The organism is Streptomyces sp. NPDC059454, from assembly GCF_042749965.1.
In the GTDB taxonomy this organism is placed as follows: domain Bacteria; phylum Actinomycetota; class Actinomycetes; order Streptomycetales; family Streptomycetaceae; genus Streptomyces.
Genome location: NZ_JBHYVC010000043.1, coordinates 20,868 through 42,451 on the forward strand (window position 1 = coordinate 20,868; position 21,584 = coordinate 42,451).

Genomic DNA, 21,584 nt, shown 5'->3' on the forward strand with positions numbered 1-21,584 from the left:
CTGGGGCAGTCGGGGCGGGGTGGCTTCTGGCCGTGGGGCGGTCGTTTTCCGCCCCCGCCGCCCCTTCCCGTCCCGTCCCTGGGGGCTCCGCCCCCAGACCCCCGTTCGCGCAGTTCCCCGCGCCCCTGGGAGGGCGGGGGTGGGCGGGGTCGCCAGGGGGCCGGTCGGGGGTTCTGTGGTCGGGGCTGCCGCGAGGCAGGGGCCGGTCGGGTGTTCCGTGGTCGGGGCTGCCGCGAGGCGGGGGCCGGTCAGGGCGTCGTCGCCTCGTCCTCCACCGTGCGGTCGCGGCCCGCCAGGACTCCCACGATCGTCTGCGGGATCATCAGGCCCGCCATCAGCGCGATCGGCAGTCCCCAGCCGCCGCTGTGCTGGTAGAGCACGCCCACCAGGAGCGGCCCGGGGATGGAGATCAGATAGCCGGTGCTCTGCGCGAAGGCCGACAGCTGGGCCACGCCCGCGCCGGTCCTGGCCCGCATCCCGACCATGGTGAGCGCCAGTGGGAAGGCGCAGTTCGCGATGCCCAGCAGCACCGCCCAGACCCAGGCGCCGGCGGCCGGCGCGAAGTACAGACCCGCGTATCCGACGAGGCCGCTGACGCCCAGCACGAGCACGATCGGACCCTGGCGCGGCAGCCGGGTGGCGAGGCGCGGGATGACGAAGGCCAGCGGTACGCCCATCACCATGATGACCGCGAGGAGCAGCCCGGCCGTGCCGGCGGGGACGCCCGCGTCCCGGAAGATCTGCGCCATCCAGCCCATGGTGATGTAGGCGGCGGTGGCCTGGAGCCCGAAGAAGACGGCCAGCGCCCAGGCGGTACGGCTGCGGGTGATGCGCAGCGCGGGCGCCTCGGTGGAAGCGACCTGCTCGTTCCGGGCGTCCCGTGCCCCGTCCCGCTCCCGTACGAAGGGCAGCCACGGCAGTACGGCGGCTGCCGCCAGGGCCGCCCACACGGCGAGGCCCGAGTGCCAGTCCCCGCCCAGCGCGCCGGTCAGCGGCACGGTCACGGCCGCCGCCGTGGCGGTGCCCAGGGCGAGGGCCATGGAGTACAGGCCGGTCATGGAGCCGACCCGGTCGGGGAACCGGCGCTTGACGATGACCGGCATCAGGACGTTGCTGACGGCGATGCCCATCAGCGCCAGCGCGCTGGTGGCCAGGAACGCCGCCGTGCCGCCCGCGTACGGGCGTATCAGCAGGCCGGCGCCGATGGCGGCCATGCCGGCGCAGACCACCGCGCCCGCACCGAACCGGCGGGCCAGCCGCGGCGCGGTGACGCCGAAGACGGCGAAGCACAGCGGGGGCACCGAGGTGAGCAGTCCGGCCACGCTCCCGCTCATGCCGATCCCGTCGCGGACCTCCTCCAGCAGCGCGCCCAGGCTGGTGATGGCGGGGCGGAGGTTGAACGCGGCCAGCACGATGCCGACGACGAGCAGCCGCGTCCGCCACGCGCGCGTGGCACCGGCCCCGGGGACGGGCCGGGCCTCGGACGCGGCCGGTGTGCGTACGGTCGTGGACGTGGACGTCCGGGGTTCCTCGCCAGTCATGACGCCCATCATAGAATCATGGGATGATTGGTTGTCCATGCCGAGGCCGCCGCGCGGCACCGCTGTCGTGCGAAGGTGTGTCATGCCGCTGAGCCATCCCCGTCGTTCGGCCCTGTCCGAGCAGGTCATCGCCGCGCTGCGGGCCCAGATCACCTCGGGCGAGTGGCCGGTCGGCGCGCGCATCCCCACCGAGCCGGAGCTGGTGGAGCAGTTGGGAGTGGCCCGCAACACGGTCCGCGAGGCCGTCCGCGCGCTGGCGCACAACGGGCTGCTGGACATCCGCCAGGGCTCGGGCACGTACGTGGTGGCCACGAGTGAGCTGGCGGGCGTGATGCACCGCCGCTTCGCCGACGCCGATCCCCGGCACATCGCCGAGCTGCGGTCGACCCTGGAGTCGGCGGCGGCGCGGCTGGCCGCCGAGCGGCGCACGGAGAAGGACCTCAAGCAGATCGACATCCTGCTGCTGCGCCGGGAGGAGGCCTGGGAGTCGGGTGAGGCGGAGGCGTTCGTGGCGGCGGACGCCACGTTCCACCTGGCGGTCGTGGCCGCCTCGCACAACGACGTGATGACCGCGATGTACGCGGACCTGGGCGAGGTGCTGCGGGACTGGCTGCGCGGCGACGTGGGCGGGGGCATGTCCCCCAAGACGCACATGGACCACGGCCGGCTGGTGGACGCGATCCGCGCGGGCGACGCGGCGACGGCGGCCGAGGAGGCCGCCGCCTATCCGTTCGTGTGCCGTCCGGGACTGTTCGGTCCGCCCCGGGTGGCCGACCCGCACCGGGCCGGCGGCACCACTGAGCCGTTCGGGTGACAACGCGAAGGCCCGCGCCCCGTACGGGGTGCGGGCCTTCGGCAAGGCGTCCGGTCAGGCGCCGACGGCGTGCAGACCGCCGTCCACGTGGACGATCTCGCCCGTGGTCTTCGGGAACCAGTCGCTCAGCAGGGCGACGACGCCCCGGCCGGCCGGCTCCGGGTCCTTCAGGTCCCACTCCAGCGGGGCGCGGGTGTCCCACACGGAGGCCAGCTCACCGAAGCCCGGGATGGACTTGGCGGCCATGGAGCCGATCGGGCCCGCGGAGATCAGGTTGCAGCGGATGTTCTGCTTGCCCAGGTCACGGGCCATGTAGCGGCTGGTGGCCTCCAGCGCGGCCTTGGCCGGGCCCATCCAGTCGTACTGCGGCCAGGCGTACTGCGCGTCGAAGGTGAGACCGACGACGGAGCCGCCGTTCTGCATCAGCGGCAGGCAGGCCATGGTCAGCGACTTCAAGGAGTACGCCGAGACGTGCATGGCGGTGGCGACCGACTCGAACGGCGTGTTCAGGAAGTTGCCGCCGAGCGCGTCCTGCGGGGCGAAGCCGATGGAGTGGACCACGCCGTCGAGGCCGCCCAGCTCCTCGCCGACGACGTCGGCCAGGCGCCCGAGGTGCTCGTCGTTGGTGACGTCGAGCTCGATGACCTTGGTGGGCTTGGGCAGCTTCTTGGCGATGCGCTCGGTCAGGGTGGGCCGCGGGAACGCGGTCAGGATGATCTCGGCGCCCTGCTCCTGGGCCAGCTTGGCGGTGTGGAAGGCGATGGAGGACTCCATCAGCACACCGGTGATCAGGACGCGCTTGCCCTCGAGGATTCCGCTCATGGTGTTCAGTGACCCATTCCCAGTCCGCCGTCAACGGGAATGACGGCTCCAGTGATGTACGAGGCCTCGTCCGAGGCGAGGAACCGCACCGTCGCGGCGATCTCCTCGGGCTGCGCGTACCGGGCGAGCGGCACCTGCGCGAGGATCTTCGTCTGCTGCTCGTCGGTGAGCGCCTTGGTCATGTCGGTGTCGACGAAGCCGGGCGCGACGACGTTGAAGGTGATGTTGCGCGAGCCCAGCTCGCGGGCGAGGGAGCGCGCGAAGCCGACCAGGCCGGCCTTGGAGGCGGCGTAGTTCGCCTGCCCCGCGGAGCCGAGCAGTCCGACCACCGAGGAGATCAGGACGACGCGGCCCTTCTTGGCGCGCAGCATGCCGCGGTTGGCGCGCTTGACGACCCGGAAGGTGCCGGTGAGGTTGGTGTCGACGACCGAGGTGAAGTCCTCCTCGGACATGCGCATCAGGAGCTGGTCCTTGGTGACACCGGCGTTGGCCACGAGCACCTCGACGGTGCCGTGCGCCTCCTCGATCTCCTTGTAGGCCTGCTCCACCTGCTCGGGGTCGGTGATGTCGCACTTGACGGCCAGGAAGCCGGCCGGCGGCTCCCCCGAGCGGTACGTGATGGCGACCTTGTCGCCGGCGTCGGCGAACGCGCGGGCGATGGCGAGGCCGATGCCCCGGTTGCCTCCGGTGACGAGAACCGAGCGGCTCAACGGATCACCCTTTCGATAGCGGTCTGGTGCACCGCCCGGACACCTGGACGACAGGCGGCTACCCCGAAAACCTATCGGTCCCGGTCCGTCCCGGGACATTGGGGCACCGACAGTGGCGCTCGTGGCCTCCTGTCGGGTTCCTACAGTTCGTGGCCCGGTCGGTCCACCATGCCCGGTGCGTGGGCCGACAGCCCTTCGGCGCGAGCGGTCCCGAGCATCCTGCCGTCGTAGGTCACTACGGCGGTCAGATCGTCCCTCAGGGAGAGGGCACTGGCCACGTGGATCGCGTCCGACGTCCTCAGGCGTCCGACCAGCAGGCCCGCCGCGTCACGTACCTCTCGGGTGAGGAGGATCTCGGTGATCCGGGCGTCCAGGTCCTCCATGGCCTTCGGGAAGTGCCCCATGAGGTCCAGGGTCCGTACGGTCTCCACGAAGCCGAGCGTGCCGGTGGCGAGCGGCTCCGTGGCCCGCTCCTGGAGGAAGGCGTCCGGCGCGCCCCGGTGACCGCGCCGGGTCATCCAGGTGACCGGCGCGGACGTGTCCAGGTAGATCAACGGTCGTCCTCTTCGCGCTCGACCAGCAGGAGCGCCACGGGGTCGACGTCTTCCGGCACCTCGTAGTGCGGCATGCCGTGGCGCTCGGCGGCGGTGACCGGCTTCAGCCTGATCTTCCCCTGCGCCACCAGGTGGGCGTACCGCTCCATGGGGCTGCCGGCCGGTGACAGTACCGCGATCACGTTGCCGTGCCGGGTGACCTCGATCGCCTCTCCCTTCTCGACCCGGGCGAAGACCGCGCTGGGGTTGTACGAGAACTCGCGCACGGAGATGGTGCTCATACCGGGTCCCCTCTCCTACGGCAGAGAAATTGTGCGTACGTCTCCTCGATCGCACCCACATCAACCTGATGGTGTGGGCAGCACACACTCCGCCCACACGGTCTTGCCCGGCCCTCTCCGCCCGTCCACACCCCAGCGGTCGGCAACGGCCTCCACGAGGAGCAGCCCTCTGCCTCCGTCGGTGTCCGCGGAGGGCCCGACCGTCGGCTCGGGAAGTTCCGGGCGCCCCGGGTGGGTGTCGGACACCTCGACGCGGACGAGTCCCGCGGGCCGGTCGTACGTGAGCCGCAGCTCGAAGTCGCGTCCCGGGACGCGGCCGTGGAGGACCGCGTTGGCGGCGAGTTCGGCCACGACGAGGGTGACGGTGTCGGAGGCCGGGCTGCCGTAGGGCAGGTCCCACAGGTCGAGCCGGTGGGTGGCGAGTCTGCGGGCGAGACGCGCGCCCCGGCGTGTGGCGGAGAAGCGTTGGGCGAACACACTTACGGTTACTTCCTCTTGGGCATTCTGTGTCGGCATGAGCCCAGCGTTCCGGCCCCCTCCCGGCCCTCAACAGGTACGACACCCATACAGGCGTGGCTGTATCGGTGCACACTCTGAACCGGGTGGGTAACTCCCCGTGACCCTGGGCGGGTCGGGCGGGGTTGAGCGAGGCGTGAAAGCGCGGACACGGGAGGCACGCGGCGATGAGGGCGGATCACGGTGGAGGCGGAAACGGCGGCGCGAATGGCACGGAGGCGGAACTCTCCGACAGTCTCAAGACCTTCGGCGCGGTCCTCAAGGCCCTGCGCGAGGAGTCCGGCCTGACGCAGGAGGAGTTCGCGCTGCGGGTGCGGTACTCGGCCGCGTACGTCGCCAAGATCGAGCAGGGGAAGCGGTTCCCGCCGGCGGACCTGCCCGCGCGGGCGGAGGAGGTCCTGGGGCAGGTCGCGGCCAAGGTCCTCACGGCGGCGGCGAAGAGCCTGACGAGGAGGGCGGGGCTGGCGTCGTGGTTCCGACAGTGGGCGGGGATCGAGGAGGAGACGATCTCCTTGTACGCGTACGAGTGCCGGGCTGTTCCCGGGCTGTTGCAGCCGGAGGGATACATCCGGGCGGTGTTCGATCGGCGGTTGCCACCTGCCTCCGAGGAGCAGATCGAACGTGAGGTCGCGGCTCGGCTCGACCGTCAGCAGCTCATTTCCACCAGGCAGAACACCGCGTTCAGCTTCGTCATCGAACAGAGCATCCTGGAGCGGCGCATGGGAGGGTGCGACGTCACAAGGCAGGTCATCGATCACCTTCTTGAGATGGGCATCCGGCGCAATGTCGAGATTCAGGTCATGCCCAGCCTCCAGGAGGACCATTGCGGCATCGACGGTCAGATGTACCTGGCCGAGACTCCTTCTCATCAGTGGGTCGGGTACACCGAGGGACAGCGGTCAAGCACACTGATCTCTACGCCCAAAGACGTCAGTGTCCTGCTCCAGCGCTATGGCAAGCTGCGTTCCCAAGCCCTGGACTGCCGGGCTACCGTGAAGCTGCTGGAACAGATGCGAGGAGTCCTATGAGCACTATCGATGAACCGCACTGGTTCAAGAGCAGTTACAGCGGCAGCGAGGGTGACAACTGCGTCGAGGTCGCCATGCGCCCCGAGGCCATCCACATCCGCGACTCCAAGGACAAGCGCATCCGTCCTCTCGTCGTCACGCCGACCGCATGGGTGGCGTTCGCGGCACTCGCGGCCGACGCGTCGCTGGACGACTGAGTTCGCGTCGTACGTGACGTCAGTGGGTGGGTACGGGAGTTGTTCCCGTACCCACCCGTTGGTCTGTTTTCCGGGTCAGGGGAGCTCGAGAGCAAGTCATGGTTCACTGCCTCCGACGGCCACCACAGGCAAGCCCCCGAAGGGATCTCCACCCGTGCCCCATGAAGTCGATCAGTCGTTTCTGGCACTGCCGCTAAGGGCCCTCGCCGACGCCGCGCTCGCGCGGGCGCGGTCGCTCGGGGCGGAGCACGCGGACTTCCGTCTGGAGCGGGTGCGCAGCGCGTCCTGGCGGTTCCGGGACGCCAAGCCGGCCGGGTCGTCGGACACCACCGACCTCGGCTACGCGGTGCGGGTGGTGCACGGCGGGACCTGGGGGTTCGCCTCCGGAGTGGATCTCACGCTCGACGCCGCCGCCAAGGTCGCCTCGCAGGCCGTCGCGATGGCGAAGCTGTCCGCGCAGGTGATCCGGGCGGCCGGGTCGGACGAGAGAGTGGAGCTGGCCGACGAGCCGGTGCACTCCGAGAAGACGTGGGTGTCGTCGTACGAGATCGATCCGTTCGCCGTGCCCGCCGAGGAGAAGGCCGGGCTGCTGGCCGAGTGGAGCGCGCGGCTGCTGGCGGCGAACGGGGTGGACCATGTCGACGCCTCGCTGCTCACCGTGCACGAGAACAAGTTCTACGCCGATACGGCCGGGACCGTGACGACGCAGCAGCGGGTGCGGCTGCATCCGGTGTTCACGGCCGTGTCCGTCGACGGCTCCAGCGGTGAGTTCGACTCCATGCGCACGATCGCGCCGCCGGCCGGCCGGGGCTGGGAGTACCTGACGGGCACCGGCTGGGACTGGGACGACGAGCTGGGGCGGATTCCGGAGCTGCTCGCCGAGAAGATGCGCGCGCCGAGCGTCGAGCCGGGGCTGTACGACCTGGTGGTGGACCCGTCCAACCTGTGGCTGACCATCCACGAGTCCATCGGGCACGCCACCGAGCTGGACCGCGCGCTCGGCTACGAGGCGGCCTACGCCGGGACCTCGTTCGCCACCTTCGATCTGCTGGGCAAACTGAAGTACGGCTCCGAGCTGATGAACGTCACCGGTGACCGCACCGCCGAGCACGGGCTCGCCACGGTGGGCTACGACGACGAGGGCGTCGAGGCGCAGTCCTGGGACCTGGTGAAGGACGGCACGCTGGTCGGCTACCAGCTGGACCGGCGGATCGCGAAGCTGACCGGGTTCGAGCGGTCCAACGGGTGCGCGTTCGCGGACTCCCCCGGCCATGTGCCGGTGCAGCGCATGGCCAACGTGTCGCTGCGGCCGGATCCGGCGGGGATGTCGACGGAGGACCTGATCGGGGGCGTGGACCGGGGCGTCTACGTCGTCGGTGACCGGTCGTGGTCGATCGACATGCAGCGGTACAACTTCCAGTTCACCGGGCAACGGTTCTACCGCATCGAGAACGGGCGGCTGGCGGGGCAGCTGCGGGACGTCGCCTACCAGGCCACGACCACCGACTTCTGGGGTTCCATGGCGGCGGTCGGGGGTCCGCAGACGTACGTCCTGGGCGGCGCCTTCAACTGCGGCAAGGCCCAGCCGGGGCAGGTCGCGGCGGTCTCGCACGGCTGCCCGTCCGCGCTCTTCAAGGGAGTCAACATTCTGAACACGACGCAGGAGGCCGGGCGATGAGCGCGCGTACCACCAAGCCGCACGAGATCGTCGAGCGCGCTCTGGAGCTGTCCCGGGCCGACGGCTGTGTCGTGATCGCGGACGAGGAGTCCACCGCCAATCTGCGCTGGGCGGGCAACGCGCTCACCACGAACGGTGTCACGCGCGGGCGCACGCTCACCGTGATCGCCACGGTGGACGGCGCGCAGGGCACGGCCTCCGGGGTGGTGTCCCGCTCCGCGGTGACCGTGGACGAGCTGGAGCCGCTGGTGCGGGCCGCCGAGGCCGCCGCGCGGGGGGCTGGTCCGGCCGAGGACGCGCAGCCGCTGGTCACGGGGGTGGTCCCGTCGCCCGAGTTCACTGAGGCGCCGGCCGAGACCTCCTCCGCGGTGTTCGCCGACTTCGCCCCGGCGCTGGGCGAGGCGTTCGCACGCGCGCGTGCCGGTGGCCGGGAGCTGTACGGCTTCGCCAACCACGAGCTGGTCTCCAGCTATCTCGGCACCTCGGCGGGGCTGCGGCTGCGGCACGACCAGCCGAACGGCACGCTGGAGCTGAACGCCAAGTCGCCGGACCGTACGCGGTCGGCGTGGGCGGGGCGCTCCACGCGGGACTTCAAGGACGTCGACCCGGCGGCGCTCGACGCGGAGCTGGCCGTGCGGCTGGGCTGGGCGGAGCGGCGCCTGGAGCTGCCCGCGGGCCGGTACGAGACGCTGCTGCCGCCGACCGCGGTGGCGGACCTGCTGATCTACCAGCTGTGGTCGGCCTCGGGGCGGGACGCGACCGAGGGGCGCACGGTGTTCTCCAAGCCGGGCGGCGGCACCCGGGTCGGCGAGCGGCTGACCGAGCTGCCGCTGACCCTGCGCAGCGACCCGGACGAGCCGGGTCTGGAGTCGGCGCCGTTCGTGATCGCGCATTCCTCGGGCGGTGACCAGTCGGTGTTCGACAACGGGCTGCCGCTGGCGGCCACCGACTGGGTGCGCGAGGGCGAGCTGAACCGGCTGACGACCAGCAGGCACGGCGCGGGCCTGACCGGTCTGCCGGTGGCTCCCGGGATCGACAACCTGATCCTGGACGGCGGCGGCGACCGGTCCCTGGAGGACATGGTCGCGGCCACGGAGCGCGGGCTGCTGCTGACCTGCCTGTGGTACATCCGCGAGGTCGACCCGGCGACGCTGCTGCTCACGGGGCTGACCCGGGACGGCGTGTACCTCGTCGAGAACGGCGAGGTCACCGGTGAGGTGAACAACTTCCGGTTCAACGAGTCGCCGGTGGACCTGCTCGGCCGGGCCACCGAGGCGGGCCGTACGGAGAAGACGCTGCCCAGGGAGTGGGGCGACTGGTTCACCCGGGCCGCGATGCCGGCGCTGCGCGTCCCCGATTTCAATATGAGCTCGGTCAGCCAGGGCGTATAACCTCGTAGGCGTCGTAATCGGCGGTCACCCGACCGGCCGAAGATCATCAAGGAGACACGAGAACCGTGACGGACATCGTCGACGAGCTGAAGTGGCGCGGGCTGTTCGCCCAGTCCACCGACGAGGACGCTTTGCGCAAGGCGCTCGCGGACGGTCCCGTCACGTTCTATTGCGGTTTCGACCCGACCGCGCCGTCCCTGCACGTGGGGCACCTGGTGCAGGTACTCACCCTGCGCCGGCTCCAGCAGGCCGGCCACCGGCCGCTGGCGCTGGTCGGCGGCGCCACGGGGCAGATCGGCGACCCGCGTCCGACCGCCGAGCGCACGCTGAACCCGCCGGAGACCGTCGCCGGCTGGGTCGAGCGGCTGCGCGGCCAGATCGAGCCCTTCCTGACCTTCGAGGGCGAGAACGCGGCCCAGATGGTCAACAACCTCGACTGGACGCAGAACCTGTCCGCGATCGAGTTCCTGCGGGACATCGGCAAGCACTTCCGCGTCAACAAGATGCTGACCAAGGACTCCGTGGCCCGGCGTCTGGAGTCCTCCGAGGGCATCAGCTACACGGAGTTCAGCTACCAGCTGCTGCAGGCCATGGACTTCCTCCAGCTGTACCGGCGCCACGGCTGCACGATGCAGCAGGGCGGCAGCGACCAGTGGGGCAACCTCACGGCGGGTCTCGACCTGCTCCACCGGCTGGAGCCGGACGCCTCCGTCCACGCCTACGCGACGCCGCTGATGACCAAGGCGGACGGCACCAAGTTCGGCAAGACCGAGGGCGGCGCCATCTGGCTCGACCCGGAGATGACGACGCCGTACGCGTTCTACCAGTTCTGGCTGAACACGGACGACCGGGACATCTCGGGCTACATGCGGATCCTGTCCTTCAGGTCCCGTGAGGAGTTGGAGGAGCTGGAGCGGCAGACGGAGGAGCGTCCGCAGGCCCGTACCGCCCAGCGCGCGCTGGCCGAGGAGCTGACGACGCTGGTGCACGGCGCCGACCAGACGGCCGCCGTGATCGCCGCGTCCAAGGCCCTCTTCGGGCAGGGCGAGCTGGCGGAGCTGGACGACCGGACGCTGGCGGCGGCGCTCTTCGAGGTGCCGCACGTCAAGGTGGCCGAGCTGGGTCCGGTGGTCGACCTGTTCGCCGAGGTCGGTCTGGTGCCGAGCAAGTCGGCCGCGCGGCGCACGGTGAAGGAGGGCGGCGCCTACGTGAACAACGTCAAGGTCACCGCCGAGGACGCCGTCCCCGCCGGGGAGGACCTGCTGCACGGGCGCTGGCTGGTCCTGCGCCGGGGCAAGAAGAACCTGGCGGCGGTGGAGGTCACGGCCGGCTGAGCCGAGGCGCTGGTGCGGGGCGGTTTCCGGCGTGCGCCGGAGGCCGCCCCTTCGCCGTACGCCGGAAACCGCCTCGTCGTACGCCGTCGTCGCCGGGTCAGGCCCGCCGCCGCTCGTGCTTCCTGCGCTTCATCGCGGTGTACAGCATCTCCGCGAGCAGGACGACGACGATCGCCGCGCCCAGTTGGAAGATGTGCCGGCCCCAGTCGATGCCCCGCGTCTCCTCGATCCCGAAACCCCGCGCGAGGGCGTTGCCCGCGACGGCGCCGATCATGCCGCAGATGGTGGCCAGCCACAGCGGGATGTGCTGTTTGCCGGGGATCACCGCCTTGGCGATCAGACCGAGCACGAATCCCACGATGATCGCCCACAACCAGCCCATGGCTGCCTCCTCGTACGGCTCGACGCGAGCATTACGGCCAGTGTCGGCCGAGACGCGGTACGCCGCATGTCGGACCTGCCGTACGTGCTACGGCGCAGGCGGGGCGCCGCGGGGCGGGGCGACCCGCTCTCGTGGCCCGGCCGGGCGCGGCGTAACGTGGACATGTCCGGACCCGGCGTCACGGGACGGTGCGCCGGCCGGTCAGGTACAGGGAAGGTCCGATGCGGGCGGATGGTGGAATGTGATGCGGAAGCAGCATGGCGGCGGCAGCGTCCAGGTGTTCCGGATCACCGGCGCCCGGGCGGGCCTCCATGACGACGTGCGGGCGAGGCAGCGCCGGTACGTGATCTCGATGATCGTCCGTACGATCTCGGTCATCCTCGCGGCGACGCTGTGGAACGTGGAGCGGCACGTCGCGATCGTGGCGCTGGTGCTCGGGATGGTCCTGCCGTACATCGCGGTGGTGATCGCCAACGCCGGGCGCGAGAACGCGCCGTCACTGCCGTCGACCTTCGTGACGACGCCGATGAGGCCGATGATCGCATCGCCGCGGACGAATGACGGTTCCGCGGAACCCGATGCGGAAGATGCGGCGTCACAGGCGGTGCCGGACGCACGAACGGAGCGGCCCGAGCGGTCGTGAAGATCGGGGGTGAGGGGAAACCGTGTCAAGCGGAAGGCGCTTCCCCGCCAAGCTCAAGATTTGCTCAGATCAATCATGTGCGTACGGTCCCGGGGGCGAGGTGTCCCGTGACATACTTCGTACGCGCTCCGCATCCCCCGTCGGAGCGACGGACCGACGCCGGGCAGCTCCCCCCGTGGCTGCTCGGCGTCGCCTTTTCCCCGGCATTTCGCACTGCGCCGGTCGGGTTAGGGTCGGCGGTGTGATGGTCCCTGATCCCGAGACGCCGATCTGTTCCGCCAAGGGTTGTCGCACCGCCGCCGTGTGGGTGCTCGCCTGGAACAATCCCAAGCTGCACACCCCCGAGCGCCGCAAGACCTGGCTCGCCTGCGAGGAGCACCGCGAGCATCTGTCGCAGTTCCTCGGGGTCCGGGGTTTCCTGAAAGACGTCGTCCGGTTCGAGGAGTGGGAGGCTCCGGAAGGGGCCTAGCCCGCTCAGCCCCCGATGGCGGACATCGGCCTGTCCGGCTGGACGAAGGCCGGGTCGTCCAGGCCCGCGCCCGCCTTCTTGCCCCACATGGCCAGCTTCCAGATGCGGGCGATCTCCTCGTCGGGGGCGTCGGAGCGCAGGGCCGCGCGCAGGTCGGTCTCCTCGGTGGCGAACAGACAGGTGCGCACCTGTCCGTCGGCCGTGAGGCGGGTGCGGTCGCAGGCGCGGCAGAAGGGGCGGGTGACGGAGGCGATGACGCCGACGCGGTGCGGGCCGCCGTCGACCAGCCAGCGCTCGGCCGGTGCGGAGCCGCGCGCCTCGTCGCCCTCGGCGGTCAGCTCGAAGCGGGTGCGCAGGGAGGTGAGGATGTCCCCTGCGGTGATCATGCCCTCGCGCTTCCAGCCGTGCTGGGCGTCCAGGGGCATCTGCTCGATGAAGCGCAGCTCGTAGTCGTGCTCCACGGCCCAGGCGAGGAGGTCGGGGGCCTCGTCGTCGTTGAGCCCCGGCATCAGGACCGAGTTGACCTTCACCGGGGTCAGACCGGCCTCGCGGGCCGCGTGGAGGCCGTCGAGGACGTCCTGGTGGCGGTCGCGGCGGGTGAGGGTCTTGAAGACGTCCGGGCGGAGCGTGTCCAGGGAGACGTTGACCCGGTCCAGGCCCGCCTCCTTCAGCGCGGGCGCGATGCGCCTCAGCCCGATACCGTTGGTGGTGAGCGACATCTGCGGACGGGGTTCCAGGGCGGCGACGCGCTCGACGATGCCGACCAGGCCGGGGCGGAGCAGCGGCTCGCCGCCGGTGAAGCGGACCTCCTCGATGCCGAGGGAGGTGACGGCGATGTCGACGAGGCGGACGATCTCGTCGTCGGTGAGCAGGTCGGGCTTGGCCAGCCACTGCAGCCCCTCTTCGGGCATGCAGTAGGTGCAACGCAGATTGCACCGATCGGTCAGTGAGACCCTCAGATCGGTGGCCACTCGGCCGTAGGTGTCGATGAGCACGTGGCCCCCTCCCTCGACGCGGATCACTCGTGCCCGGCTGTCTGCGAGCCTACGTGACGCCACCGACAACCCATAGCGATCCGATGCGACGAGGGACGAACGGCCGCGTCGCAGGGACCTGCGGGGTCCCTGCGACGCGGCCGCGCGGGGTGCGGATCAGTGGGCTCCGGTGCCGGTCAGGGACCGGACCTCCAGCTCCGCGTACTTCTTGACGTCGGGCTCCTCCTTCGACAGGACGGTGCCGAGCCAGCCCATCAGGAAGCCGAACGGGATGGAGATGATGCCCGGGTTCTTCAGCGGGAACCAGGCGAAGTCGACGTCCGGGAACATCGCCTTGGGGTCGCCGGAGACGACGGGCGAGAACAGCACCAGGCCGACGGCGACGACGAGACCGCCGTAGATCGACCAGAGCGCGCCCTGGGTGGTGAACCGCTTCCAGAACAGGCTGTAGAGGATGGTCGGCAGGTTGGCGGACGCGGCGACCGCGAAGGCCAGCGCGACCAGGCCGGCCACGTTCAGGTCACGGGCGAGGGCGCCCAGCGCGATGGAGACGACGCCGATGGCGACGGTCGCCCAGCGGGCCGCCCGCATCTCCTCCTTCTCCGTGGCCTGCCCCTTGCGGATGACGTTGGCGTAGATGTCGTGCGCGAAGGAGGACGACGAGGCGAGGGTGAGTCCGGCGACCACCGCGAGGATCGTCGCGAAGGCGACCGCCGAGATGGTGGCGAGCAGGATGGCGCCCCAGGCCGAGTCGACGCCGCCCAGGTGCAGGGCGAGCAGCGGGGCGGCCGTGTTGCCGGACGGGTTGGAGGCGATGATCTCGTCCTGGGAGATCAGCGCGGCGGCGCCGAAGCCGAGGGCGATGGTCATCAGGTAGAAGCCGCCGATGATGCCGATGGCCCAGTTGACGGACTTACGGGCGGCCTTGGCGTTGGGCACCGTGTAGAAGCGGATCAGGATGTGCGGCAGACCGGCGGTGCCCAGCACCAGGGCGATGCCGAGGGAGATGAAGTCCAGCTTGGTGGTGCCGTCGGCGCCGTACTGCAGGCCGGGCTCGAGGAAGGCGTCGCCCTTGCCGCTGTTCTCGGCGGCGCTGCCCAGCAGGTCGGAGATGTTGAAGTTGAACTTCAGCAGCACCAGGAACGTGATGAGGATCGTGCCGCCGATGAGCAGTACGGCCTTGACCATCTGGACCCAGGTGGTGCCCTTCATACCGCCGATGGAGACGTACACGATCATCAGGAGGCCGACGAGGGCCACGATGAGGATCTTGCCCGCGTCGGAGGTGATGCCGAGCAGCAGCGAGACGAGGACGCCCGCGCCCGCCATCTGGGCCAGCAGGTAGAAGATCGACACGACGATGGTGGAGGTGCCGGCGGCGGTGCGCACCGGGCGCTGGCGCATGCGGTAGGCGAGGACGTCGCCCATGGTGTAGCGGCCGGAGTTCCGCAGCGGCTCGGCCACCAGGAGGAGCGCCACCAGCCAGGCGACCAGGAAGCCGATGGAGTACAGGAAGCCGTCGTAGCCGAAGAGGGCGATGGCGCCGGCGATGCCGAGGAAGGACGCGGCCGACATGTAGTCGCCGGAGACCGCGAGTCCGTTCTGGAAGGCGCTGAACTGGCGTCCGCCCGCGTAGAAGTCGGCGGCGTCCTTGGTCTGCCGGCCCGCCCAGACGGTGATGCCGAGGGTGGCGAGGACGAACAGCGCGAACAGGGTGATGATGAGTCCGCGGTGTTCGCTGGCCTCGTTCGCGGCGAGGGTGACATGGGTGATCGCGGGGCTCATGCGCCGCCCTCCATACGGGTCTTGATGGCCTCGGCCTTGGGGTCGAGCTTGGCGGCGGCGTGCCGGGAGTACCACCACGCGATGAGGAACGTGGTGACGAACTGCAAAACGCCGAAGACGAAGGCGACGTTGATGTTGCCGAACAGCTTGGCGCCCATGAAGTCGCCCGCGTAGTTGGAGAGCAGGACGTACAGCAGGTACCAGAGGATGAAGGCGACGGTCAGCGGGAAGGCGAAGGAGCGGTAGGAGCGGCGCAGTTCACCGAACTCAGCGCTCTCCTGCACCTCGGTGAACTCCTCGGGAGTGGGGAGTTTGTGTTGTTCTGTCGAGGGGGGCGGTGCTTCGGCGGCCACGGAGTCTCCTCGCGGTGCGGTTTCGGTTCGGGCGGGGACGAAAGGCGAGTGTCCTCGCGCTTCCTGCCCAAGGGCACGGCGCCACGCGAGGACCGGTTCAACTCTCCGCCGTTCTTTTCCCGTGGCGTTTTCCGAAGACGTAACCGGCCAAACATTGCTGGCCAGCGAGAGCGCGGGATAGCTTCACCCTGCACCACCCCGTCATGTACCTGCCCGAGCACCACCCTTGTGTCTCGGGCCGGTTTCGTTTCCGGATGATGTGGAGACCCCATGGCTCATCTGCGTTCCAGACGCCGGCTCGCCCTCGCCGTGCCCGTCGTGCTGTCCCTGACCGCCTCGCTCGGATTCCTGCCGGCGGCGGCCTCGGCGGCCCCGCGGACGGTGGCGGCCGAGCAGACGGCGGACGCGCCCGCCCTGGCGTACGTCGTCAACACCGAGGTGGACCGCCGCACGATCGCGTCGGTGAAGCGGGCGATCGCCGCGGCCGGCGGGAAGGTCGTGGTCACGTACGACCGGATCGGCGTCATCGTCGTCCACTCGGCGAACCCCGGCTTCGGCGAGGAGATCCGCGCGGCGCGCGGGGTCCGGTCGGCCGGCGCCACCCGTACCGCGCCGCTGACCGCGGCCGGGACGACGGACGAGGGCGCCGCCGACTTCATGAGCGCCGCCGAGGCCGCGCGGACGGAGGCCGCCTCCGCGCGGACCCCCGGCAGCGAGCCGCTCGAGGCCGACCAGTGGGACCTGCGGGCGATCGGCGCCGACCAGGCCGCGAAGATCAACGACGGCAGCCGCAAGGTGACCGTCGCCGTGATCGACACCGGCGTCGACGACACCCACCCGGACCTCGCCCCGAACTTCTCCGCCGCCCAGTCGGCCAACTGCGTCGGCGGCAAGGCGGACACCAGCGAGGGCGCCTGGCGCCCGTACACGGACGAGGACTACCACGGCACCCATGTGGCCGGTGAGATCGCCGCGGCGCGCAACGGCGTCGGCGTCGCCGGTGTCGCACCCGGCGTGAAGGTGGCCGGCATCAAGGTCAGCGACCCGGACAACGGCCTGTTCTACCCGGAGAACGTCGTCTGCGCGTTCGTGTTCGCCGCCGACCACGGCGTGGAGATCACGAACAACAGCTACTACGTCGACCCGTGGCTGTACAACTGCATGGACGACCCGGACCAGAAGGCGATCGTCGACGCGGTCAACCGGGCCCAGCTGTACGCGCAGAAGAAGGGCACCCTGCACCTCGCCTCGGCCGGCAACTCCAACCACGACCTGGCCTCCGACGCCATCGTCGACGACTCCAGCCCCGACGACTCCACACCGGTGACCCGCACCATCGACCCGCACGAGTGCTTCGACGTGCCGACCCAGCTGCCGGGCATCGTCACGGTCAGCGCGACGGGCGTGCAGAACCTCAAGTCGTACTACTCCACGTACGGCAAGGGCGTCGTCGACGTCGCGGCACCGGGTGGCGACCGCCGCTACCAGCTGCCGGACACGCCGTCGAAGGACGGCCGCATCCTGTCGACCATGCCGAACGGCGAGTACGCCTTCCTGCAGGGCACCTCGATGGCCTCGCCGCACGCCGCCGGTGTCGCCGCGCTGCTGAAGTCCGAGCACCCGCGGGCCACGCCCGCCCAGCTGCAGGCGCTGCTGAAGGCCCAGGCGGACAACCCGGGCTGCCCCGAGTCCTACGACCAGGACGGCGACGGCGCGCAGGACGCCACCTGCGAGGGCGGCAGCCGGGTCAACGGCTTCTACGGCTTCGGCATCGTCGACGCGCTGCGCGCCGTCGAGTGACCCGCACGGCCCCGCACTTCCCGCCCGCACCCGTGAACGAACTGGAGACTCCATGACAGCGTCCCACCCGCGTCACCGCCGCGCGCTCGCCGTCCCGGCCGGGATGGCCATGGCGACCGCGCTCGCCTTCCTGCCGAACACCGCGGCCACAGCCGCCCCGGCCCCCGAGCAGCCGACCGCGGTCTCCGCCGACGCCACCCCGCTCAGTTACGTGGTCAACGTCCGGGGCGGGCACGGCACGTCGGCGCACGTGAAGAAGGCGATCGGCGAGGCCGGCGGGACGATCGTGACGTCGTACGACAAGATCGGCGTCATCGTCGTCCACTCGTCGGACGCCGACTTCGCGAAGACCATCCGCACGGTGCGCGGAGTACAGTCGGCCGGTGCGACCCGCACCGCGCCGCTGCCGTCGGCGGTCACCACGGACACGGGCACCCCGAAGGCACTCAGCGCCTCCGAGATCGCCCGGGCCGAGTCCGCGGCGGCCGAGGGCCAGGACCCGCTCCAGGGCCTGCAGTGGGACCTGCCCGCCATCAAGGCGGACCAGGCGCACGAGAAGTCGCTGGGCAGCTCCGAGGTGACCGTCGCCGTCATCGACACCGGTGTGGACGACACGCACCCGGACATCGCGCCCAACTTCGACCGGGCCGCGTCGGTCAACTGCGTGTCGGGCAAGCCGGACACCAGCGACGGCGCCTGGCGGCCGGGCGCGGAGGAGAGCCCGCACGGCACGCACGTCGCCGGTGAGATCGCCGCCGCGAAGAACGGCGTCGGCATGACCGGTGTCGCGCCGGGCGTGAAGGTCTCGGGCATCAAGGTGTCCAACCCGGACGGTTTCTTCTACACCGAGGCCGTGGTGTGCGGCTTCGTATGGGCGGCCGAGCACGGGGTCGACGTCACCAACAACAGCTATTACACCGACCCCTGGTACTTCAACTGCACGAACGACCCGGACCAGAAGGCGCTCGTCGAGGCCGTCACCCGGGCGTCGAAGTACGCGGAGCGCAAGGGCGCGGTGAACGTGGCCGCGGCCGGCAACGAGAACTACGACCTCGCGGCCGACGAGATCACCGACCCGGTCTCCCCGAACGACTCCACCCCGTCGGACCGGGTGATCGACCCGTCCGAGTGCTACGACATCCCGACCCAGCTGCCGGGTGTGGTGACGGTCGCGGCGACCGGTGCGAAGGGCCTGAAGTCGTCGTTCTCCAACTACGGGCGGGGTGTCGTCGACATCGCCGCGCCGGGCGGTGACTCGACGAAGTACCAGACGCCGGAGCCGCCCGCCACCAGCGGTCTGATCCTGGGCACGATGCCCGGCGGGTCGTGGGGCTACATGGCGGGTACGTCGATGGCGTCCCCGCACGTCGCGGGCGTCGCCGCACTGATCAAATCGACGCACCCGCACGCCTCGCCGGCGCTGGTGAAGGCCCTGCTGTACGCGGAGGCCGACGCCACCGCGTGCACGGACCCGTACGACATCGACGGTGACGGCAAGGCCGACGCGGTGTGCGAGGGCCCGAAGAACCGCAACGGCTTCTACGGCTGGGGCATGACCGACGCGCTGGACGCGGTGACGCGGTAGTCGCGCGGGAGCGGTGAGCGCAGGGGGCCGGGCGATCGCGCCCGGCCCCTTTCGCGGCATAGTGCGGGCATGACCGATCTCGCCTCCGTCTGGTCCGCCCTGGGCGGCGCTCCCGCCCTCCTCGCGCGCGTGTCGGCCGTCGAACGGCCCGGTGCGCTCCCTTCCCGCCTGCCCGTACGGGGGTTGGCGCGCGCCTGTGCGGGCGCGTGCGCGCTGGCCGCCGCCGAACTGGGGGCACGGCGGACGGGCGGCGAGGTGCCGGCGGTGCGGGTGGACGACGGGGCGGTGGCCACGGCGTTCGTCAGCGAGCGGCATCTGCTGGTCGACGGGCGGGCCCCGGAGACCTTCGCGCCGCTGTCGCGGTTCTGGCGCACGGCCGACGGATGGGTGCGCACGCACGCCAACTATCCGCACCACCGGGCCCGGCTGCTGTCCGCGCTGGGCGTGCCGGAGGACTCGGGGGCGGTGGCGGCGGCGCTCGCGGAGCGCTCCGCGCGTGAGGTCGAGGAGGCGGTGTACGCGGCAGGAGGGCTCGCCGTCGCCCTGCGGACGCCCGAGGAGTGGGCGGCGCACCCACAGGGCGTGGAGGTGGGGAAGCGGCCCCTCGTGGAGCGCGAGCGGCTGGACTCGGCCCCCGCGCGGGTGCTCGCTCCGGTGGGCCGGGATCCGCTGCTGCCCGCGGCGGGGCTGCGGGTGCTGGATCTCACGCGGGTGATCGCGGGCCCGGTCGCCACCCGCACGCTCGCCCTGCTCGGTGCGGACGTGTTGCGCGTGGACGCGCCGGGGCTGCCCGAACTCGCCGACCAGCACGCCGACACGGGCTTCGGGAAGCGGTCGGCGCTGCTGGATCTTTCGACCGGCCGCGATGTGTTCGAGGAGCTGCTCGCGACGGCGGACGTGGTGGTGACGGGGTACCGTCCGGGCGCCCTGGACCGCTTCGGTCTGACGCCCGGGGCGCTGGCCGGGCGGCGGCCGGGGGTGGTGGTGGCCCAACTGTCGGCGTGGGGCGCGTACGGGCCGTGGGGCGGGCGGCGTGGCTTCGACAGTCTGGTGCAGGTGGCGACGGGGGTCGCGGCGGCCGAGAGCGGTGCTTCGGCGGGGCGGCGGCCGGGGGCCCTGCCCGCGCAGGCGCTCGACCATGGCACCGGATACCTGTTGGCGGCGGGGGTGTTGCGGGCGCTCGGCGAGCAGGTGGAGGTGGGTGGGAGCAGGGTGGTGCGGGTGGCGTTGGCGCGGACTGCGGGGTGGTTGCTGGAAGGTGCGGTGCCCGGGCCCGCCGAGCCTTCCGGTGACGTGCCCGTCGGGCGGTGGCTCGCGGAGCGGGACAGTCCGCTGGGGAGGCTGCGGTACGCGTTGTCGCCTGTGGTGTTCGACGGTGGGCCGCGTGACTGGGCGCGGGCGCCGGGGTGTTGGGGAAGCGATCCGGCCCGGTGGGTCCGAGGGACCGCGCGGGGTGTCACTCACCGGCGTTGACGGGTGTCTCCCCCACCGCCCACCCGTGCCGCCCTGGGGGTGCCTCCCATGCCTTCAACGCACTGGGGGAGGCACGATTGCCCGCAGTGGGGGCGGGAACTGCCCGCAGCGGGGCGGGAACCGCCCTCACCTACGGCAGGACGGTCGGCTTCACCCCCGTACTTGCCCGCTTCTGTGGGGCCTTGTGAAGATCCTGGGGTGAGTTCGATGAGGATCAGGGTCAAGGCGGACGGTGCGCACAGGGGTGGGCGGGGGCGGGCCGTCGCCGTGCTCGTGCTGGTGGCGCTCGGGGCGGTGATACCGCTGTCCGGGCCGGCGCCCGCGTTGCACGGCACCGGGGAGGCCGACGCGCCCGGCACCGGTGGCATAGCCCTGCTGCGGACGGTGCTGTTCGCGGCGCTGTCCATACCCGTCGGCGAGTTGTTCGTGCGGCGGCTGGTCCGTTCCGTGCCCGGCGCTCCCCCTGCCGCGCCCCGCAGTTGGTCCACCGCGGCGAACTCCGTCGGCTTCGTGGCCGCCCTCGGGCTCGCCTCCGTCGTGGCCACCGGCAACCTGGTGCCCGGCGGCCTCGCCGACATCGACGTCGGCGGTCTCTACGACTCCAGGGACGGCAAACTCGCCCTCCTGGAGGTCAACGCCTTCCTCGCGGCGGCCCTGTGCGCGGCGTCCGGCCGTCCCGGCACCCAGGTGTGGCCGCTGGCCGCGGTGATCGTCGCGGAGGCGCTGCGCGCGCATCCGCCGACCGAGTACAGCCCGCTCATCGGCTCCGGGCTGACCCTGGTGCACCTGATCTGCGCGGCGCTCTGGACGGGCGGTCTGCTGCACGCGCTGCGCACCCTGCGGCTGTGGCGGGGAGCGGAGGCGGGCGCCGTGCTGCTGGGGCGCTACGCGCGCGTGGCGGCCGTGCTGCTCGTCGCCGTCACCGCGACGGGCGTGTGCAGTTCGCTGCGCCGGATGCCGCCGGAGACGATCCTGGAGCAGTTGACGGACACGGCGTACGGGCGTGTCCTGCTCGCCAAGGTGATCCTGACGGCCGGGGTCGCCGTCCTCGCCCTGTGGGCCCGCATCCGGCTGGCCCGCGCGCGGGACCCGCTGACCGCCTGCTCCCCCGCGCGGGCGGAGGTGTACGCGCTCGGCGTGGTGGTCGCGGTGTCGGGGCTGCTGACGGCGCTTCCGGTGCCGATCCGCTGGTGAACGGGCTTTCGCGACGCGTACGGACATTCCCGGCGTCCG

At 71.3% G+C, this 21,584-nt stretch carries 22 protein-coding genes; 12 read left to right on the forward strand and 10 right to left on the reverse strand.

The genetic code is table 11. From position 1 onward, the window contains the following. Window positions 1–248 precede the first annotated feature (248 nt). Window positions 249–1,553 (reverse strand): CynX/NimT family MFS transporter, encoded by a 1,305-nt coding sequence (locus tag ACFXAE_RS25280; protein ID WP_384718737.1) that lies wholly within the window; start codon window positions 1,551–1,553, stop codon window positions 249–251. A 70-nt stretch (window positions 1,554–1,623) separates the two neighbouring features. Between ACFXAE_RS25280 and ACFXAE_RS25285 the strand changes: the two genes are divergently transcribed. Continuing rightward, on the forward strand, window positions 1,624–2,355 hold the full coding sequence (locus ACFXAE_RS25285; RefSeq protein WP_384718739.1) for a FadR/GntR family transcriptional regulator: 732 nt from the start codon (window positions 1,624–1,626) through the stop codon (window positions 2,353–2,355). 54 nt (window positions 2,356–2,409) lie between these two features. Here ACFXAE_RS25285 and fabI read toward each other — a convergent pair whose 3' ends face one another. From fabI to ACFXAE_RS25310, 5 genes are all read right to left on the reverse strand, one after another. Further along, window positions 2,410–3,177: an enoyl-ACP reductase FabI gene (gene fabI, locus ACFXAE_RS25290; RefSeq protein ID WP_384718741.1), complete on the reverse strand. Its 768-nt coding sequence runs from the start codon at window positions 3,175–3,177 to the stop codon at window positions 2,410–2,412. A gap of 5 nt (window positions 3,178–3,182) precedes the next feature. Next, the gene (gene fabG, locus ACFXAE_RS25295) at window positions 3,183–3,887 is read right to left on the reverse strand and encodes a 3-oxoacyl-[acyl-carrier-protein] reductase (protein ID WP_384718743.1); all 705 of its coding nucleotides are present in this window, start codon (window positions 3,885–3,887) and stop codon (window positions 3,183–3,185) included. 140 nt (window positions 3,888–4,027) lie between these two features. Beyond that, entirely contained in the window at window positions 4,028–4,441 is a 414-nt protein-coding gene (locus ACFXAE_RS25300; RefSeq protein WP_384718745.1) for a PIN domain-containing protein, read from the reverse strand. After that, window positions 4,438–4,722: a type II toxin-antitoxin system Phd/YefM family antitoxin gene (locus ACFXAE_RS25305; RefSeq protein WP_384718747.1), complete on the reverse strand. Its 285-nt coding sequence runs from the start codon at window positions 4,720–4,722 to the stop codon at window positions 4,438–4,440. The genes ACFXAE_RS25300 and ACFXAE_RS25305 overlap by 4 nt, the downstream gene beginning before the upstream one ends. A gap of 60 nt (window positions 4,723–4,782) precedes the next feature. After that, window positions 4,783–5,238, reverse strand: coding sequence for an ATP-binding protein (locus ACFXAE_RS25310; protein ID WP_384718749.1), 456 nt, complete (start codon window positions 5,236–5,238; stop codon window positions 4,783–4,785). Window positions 5,239–5,405: 167 nt separating this feature from the next. Between ACFXAE_RS25310 and ACFXAE_RS25315 the strand changes: the two genes are divergently transcribed. The 5 genes from ACFXAE_RS25315 (at window position 5,406) to tyrS (ending at window position 10,866) form a co-directional block, all read left to right on the forward strand. After that, window positions 5,406–6,266, forward strand: a complete 861-nt coding sequence (locus tag ACFXAE_RS25315; protein ID WP_384718751.1) for a helix-turn-helix domain-containing protein — start codon at window positions 5,406–5,408, stop codon at window positions 6,264–6,266. Continuing rightward, window positions 6,263–6,463: a DUF397 domain-containing protein gene (locus tag ACFXAE_RS25320; RefSeq protein ID WP_384718753.1), complete on the forward strand. Its 201-nt coding sequence runs from the start codon at window positions 6,263–6,265 to the stop codon at window positions 6,461–6,463. The genes ACFXAE_RS25315 and ACFXAE_RS25320 overlap by 4 nt, the downstream gene beginning before the upstream one ends. Before the next feature lie 154 nt (window positions 6,464–6,617). After that, complete coding sequence (locus tag ACFXAE_RS25325) at window positions 6,618–8,141, forward strand: TldD/PmbA family protein (RefSeq protein WP_384718755.1); 1,524 nt, start codon at window positions 6,618–6,620, stop codon at window positions 8,139–8,141. Beyond that, complete coding sequence (locus ACFXAE_RS25330; RefSeq protein ID WP_384718757.1) at window positions 8,138–9,532, forward strand: metallopeptidase TldD-related protein; 1,395 nt, start codon at window positions 8,138–8,140, stop codon at window positions 9,530–9,532. The genes ACFXAE_RS25325 and ACFXAE_RS25330 overlap by 4 nt, the downstream gene beginning before the upstream one ends. A 65-nt stretch (window positions 9,533–9,597) precedes the next feature. Further along, window positions 9,598–10,866, forward strand: a complete 1,269-nt coding sequence (tyrS, locus tag ACFXAE_RS25335) for a tyrosine--tRNA ligase (RefSeq protein ID WP_384718759.1) — start codon at window positions 9,598–9,600, stop codon at window positions 10,864–10,866. Between the two features lie 97 nt (window positions 10,867–10,963). Here the strand turns inward: tyrS and ACFXAE_RS25340 are convergent, their stop codons facing one another. After that, on the reverse strand, window positions 10,964–11,248 hold the full coding sequence (locus tag ACFXAE_RS25340; RefSeq protein ID WP_384718761.1) for a GlsB/YeaQ/YmgE family stress response membrane protein: 285 nt from the start codon (window positions 11,246–11,248) through the stop codon (window positions 10,964–10,966). A gap of 244 nt (window positions 11,249–11,492) precedes the next feature. Here ACFXAE_RS25340 and ACFXAE_RS25345 point away from each other — a divergent pair, with 244 nt between their 5' ends. Both ACFXAE_RS25345 and ACFXAE_RS25350 read left to right on the forward strand, forming a co-directional pair. Then, window positions 11,493–11,891, forward strand: a complete 399-nt coding sequence (locus tag ACFXAE_RS25345) for a DUF3099 domain-containing protein (RefSeq protein WP_384718819.1) — start codon at window positions 11,493–11,495, stop codon at window positions 11,889–11,891. A 244-nt stretch (window positions 11,892–12,135) separates the two neighbouring features. Next, the gene (locus tag ACFXAE_RS25350; protein WP_384718763.1) at window positions 12,136–12,360 is read left to right on the forward strand and encodes a hypothetical protein; all 225 of its coding nucleotides are present in this window, start codon (window positions 12,136–12,138) and stop codon (window positions 12,358–12,360) included. Between the two features lie 5 nt (window positions 12,361–12,365). Here ACFXAE_RS25350 and moaA read toward each other — a convergent pair whose 3' ends face one another. The 3 genes from moaA to ACFXAE_RS25365 all read right to left on the reverse strand — a co-directional run bounded on the left by moaA (window position 12,366) and on the right by ACFXAE_RS25365 (window position 15,493). Continuing rightward, window positions 12,366–13,355, reverse strand: coding sequence for a GTP 3',8-cyclase MoaA (moaA, locus tag ACFXAE_RS25355; protein ID WP_384718765.1), 990 nt, complete (start codon window positions 13,353–13,355; stop codon window positions 12,366–12,368). Window positions 13,356–13,511: 156 nt separating this feature from the next. Beyond that, complete coding sequence (locus ACFXAE_RS25360) at window positions 13,512–15,140, reverse strand: cation acetate symporter (protein WP_384718767.1); 1,629 nt, start codon at window positions 15,138–15,140, stop codon at window positions 13,512–13,514. Then, window positions 15,137–15,493, reverse strand: coding sequence for a DUF485 domain-containing protein (locus tag ACFXAE_RS25365; protein WP_384718769.1), 357 nt, complete (start codon window positions 15,491–15,493; stop codon window positions 15,137–15,139). Before ACFXAE_RS25365 ends, ACFXAE_RS25360 begins: the two co-directional genes overlap by 4 nt. A 270-nt stretch (window positions 15,494–15,763) precedes the next feature. Between ACFXAE_RS25365 and ACFXAE_RS25370 the strand changes: the two genes are divergently transcribed. The 4 genes from ACFXAE_RS25370 to ACFXAE_RS25385 all read left to right on the forward strand — a co-directional run bounded on the left by ACFXAE_RS25370 (window position 15,764) and on the right by ACFXAE_RS25385 (window position 21,545). Beyond that, window positions 15,764–17,293 (forward strand): S8 family serine peptidase, encoded by a 1,530-nt coding sequence (locus ACFXAE_RS25370; protein ID WP_384718771.1) that lies wholly within the window; start codon window positions 15,764–15,766, stop codon window positions 17,291–17,293. A 52-nt stretch (window positions 17,294–17,345) separates the two neighbouring features. Next, complete coding sequence (locus tag ACFXAE_RS25375) at window positions 17,346–18,878, forward strand: S8 family serine peptidase (protein WP_384718773.1); 1,533 nt, start codon at window positions 17,346–17,348, stop codon at window positions 18,876–18,878. 69 nt (window positions 18,879–18,947) lie between these two features. After that, window positions 18,948–20,351 (forward strand): CoA transferase, encoded by a 1,404-nt coding sequence (locus tag ACFXAE_RS25380; protein ID WP_384718775.1) that lies wholly within the window; start codon window positions 18,948–18,950, stop codon window positions 20,349–20,351. A gap of 207 nt (window positions 20,352–20,558) precedes the next feature. Beyond that, a complete protein-coding gene (locus ACFXAE_RS25385) occupies window positions 20,559–21,545 on the forward strand; it encodes a CopD family protein (RefSeq protein ID WP_384718777.1) in 987 nt (328 codons plus the stop codon). Window positions 21,546–21,584 lie beyond the last annotated feature (39 nt).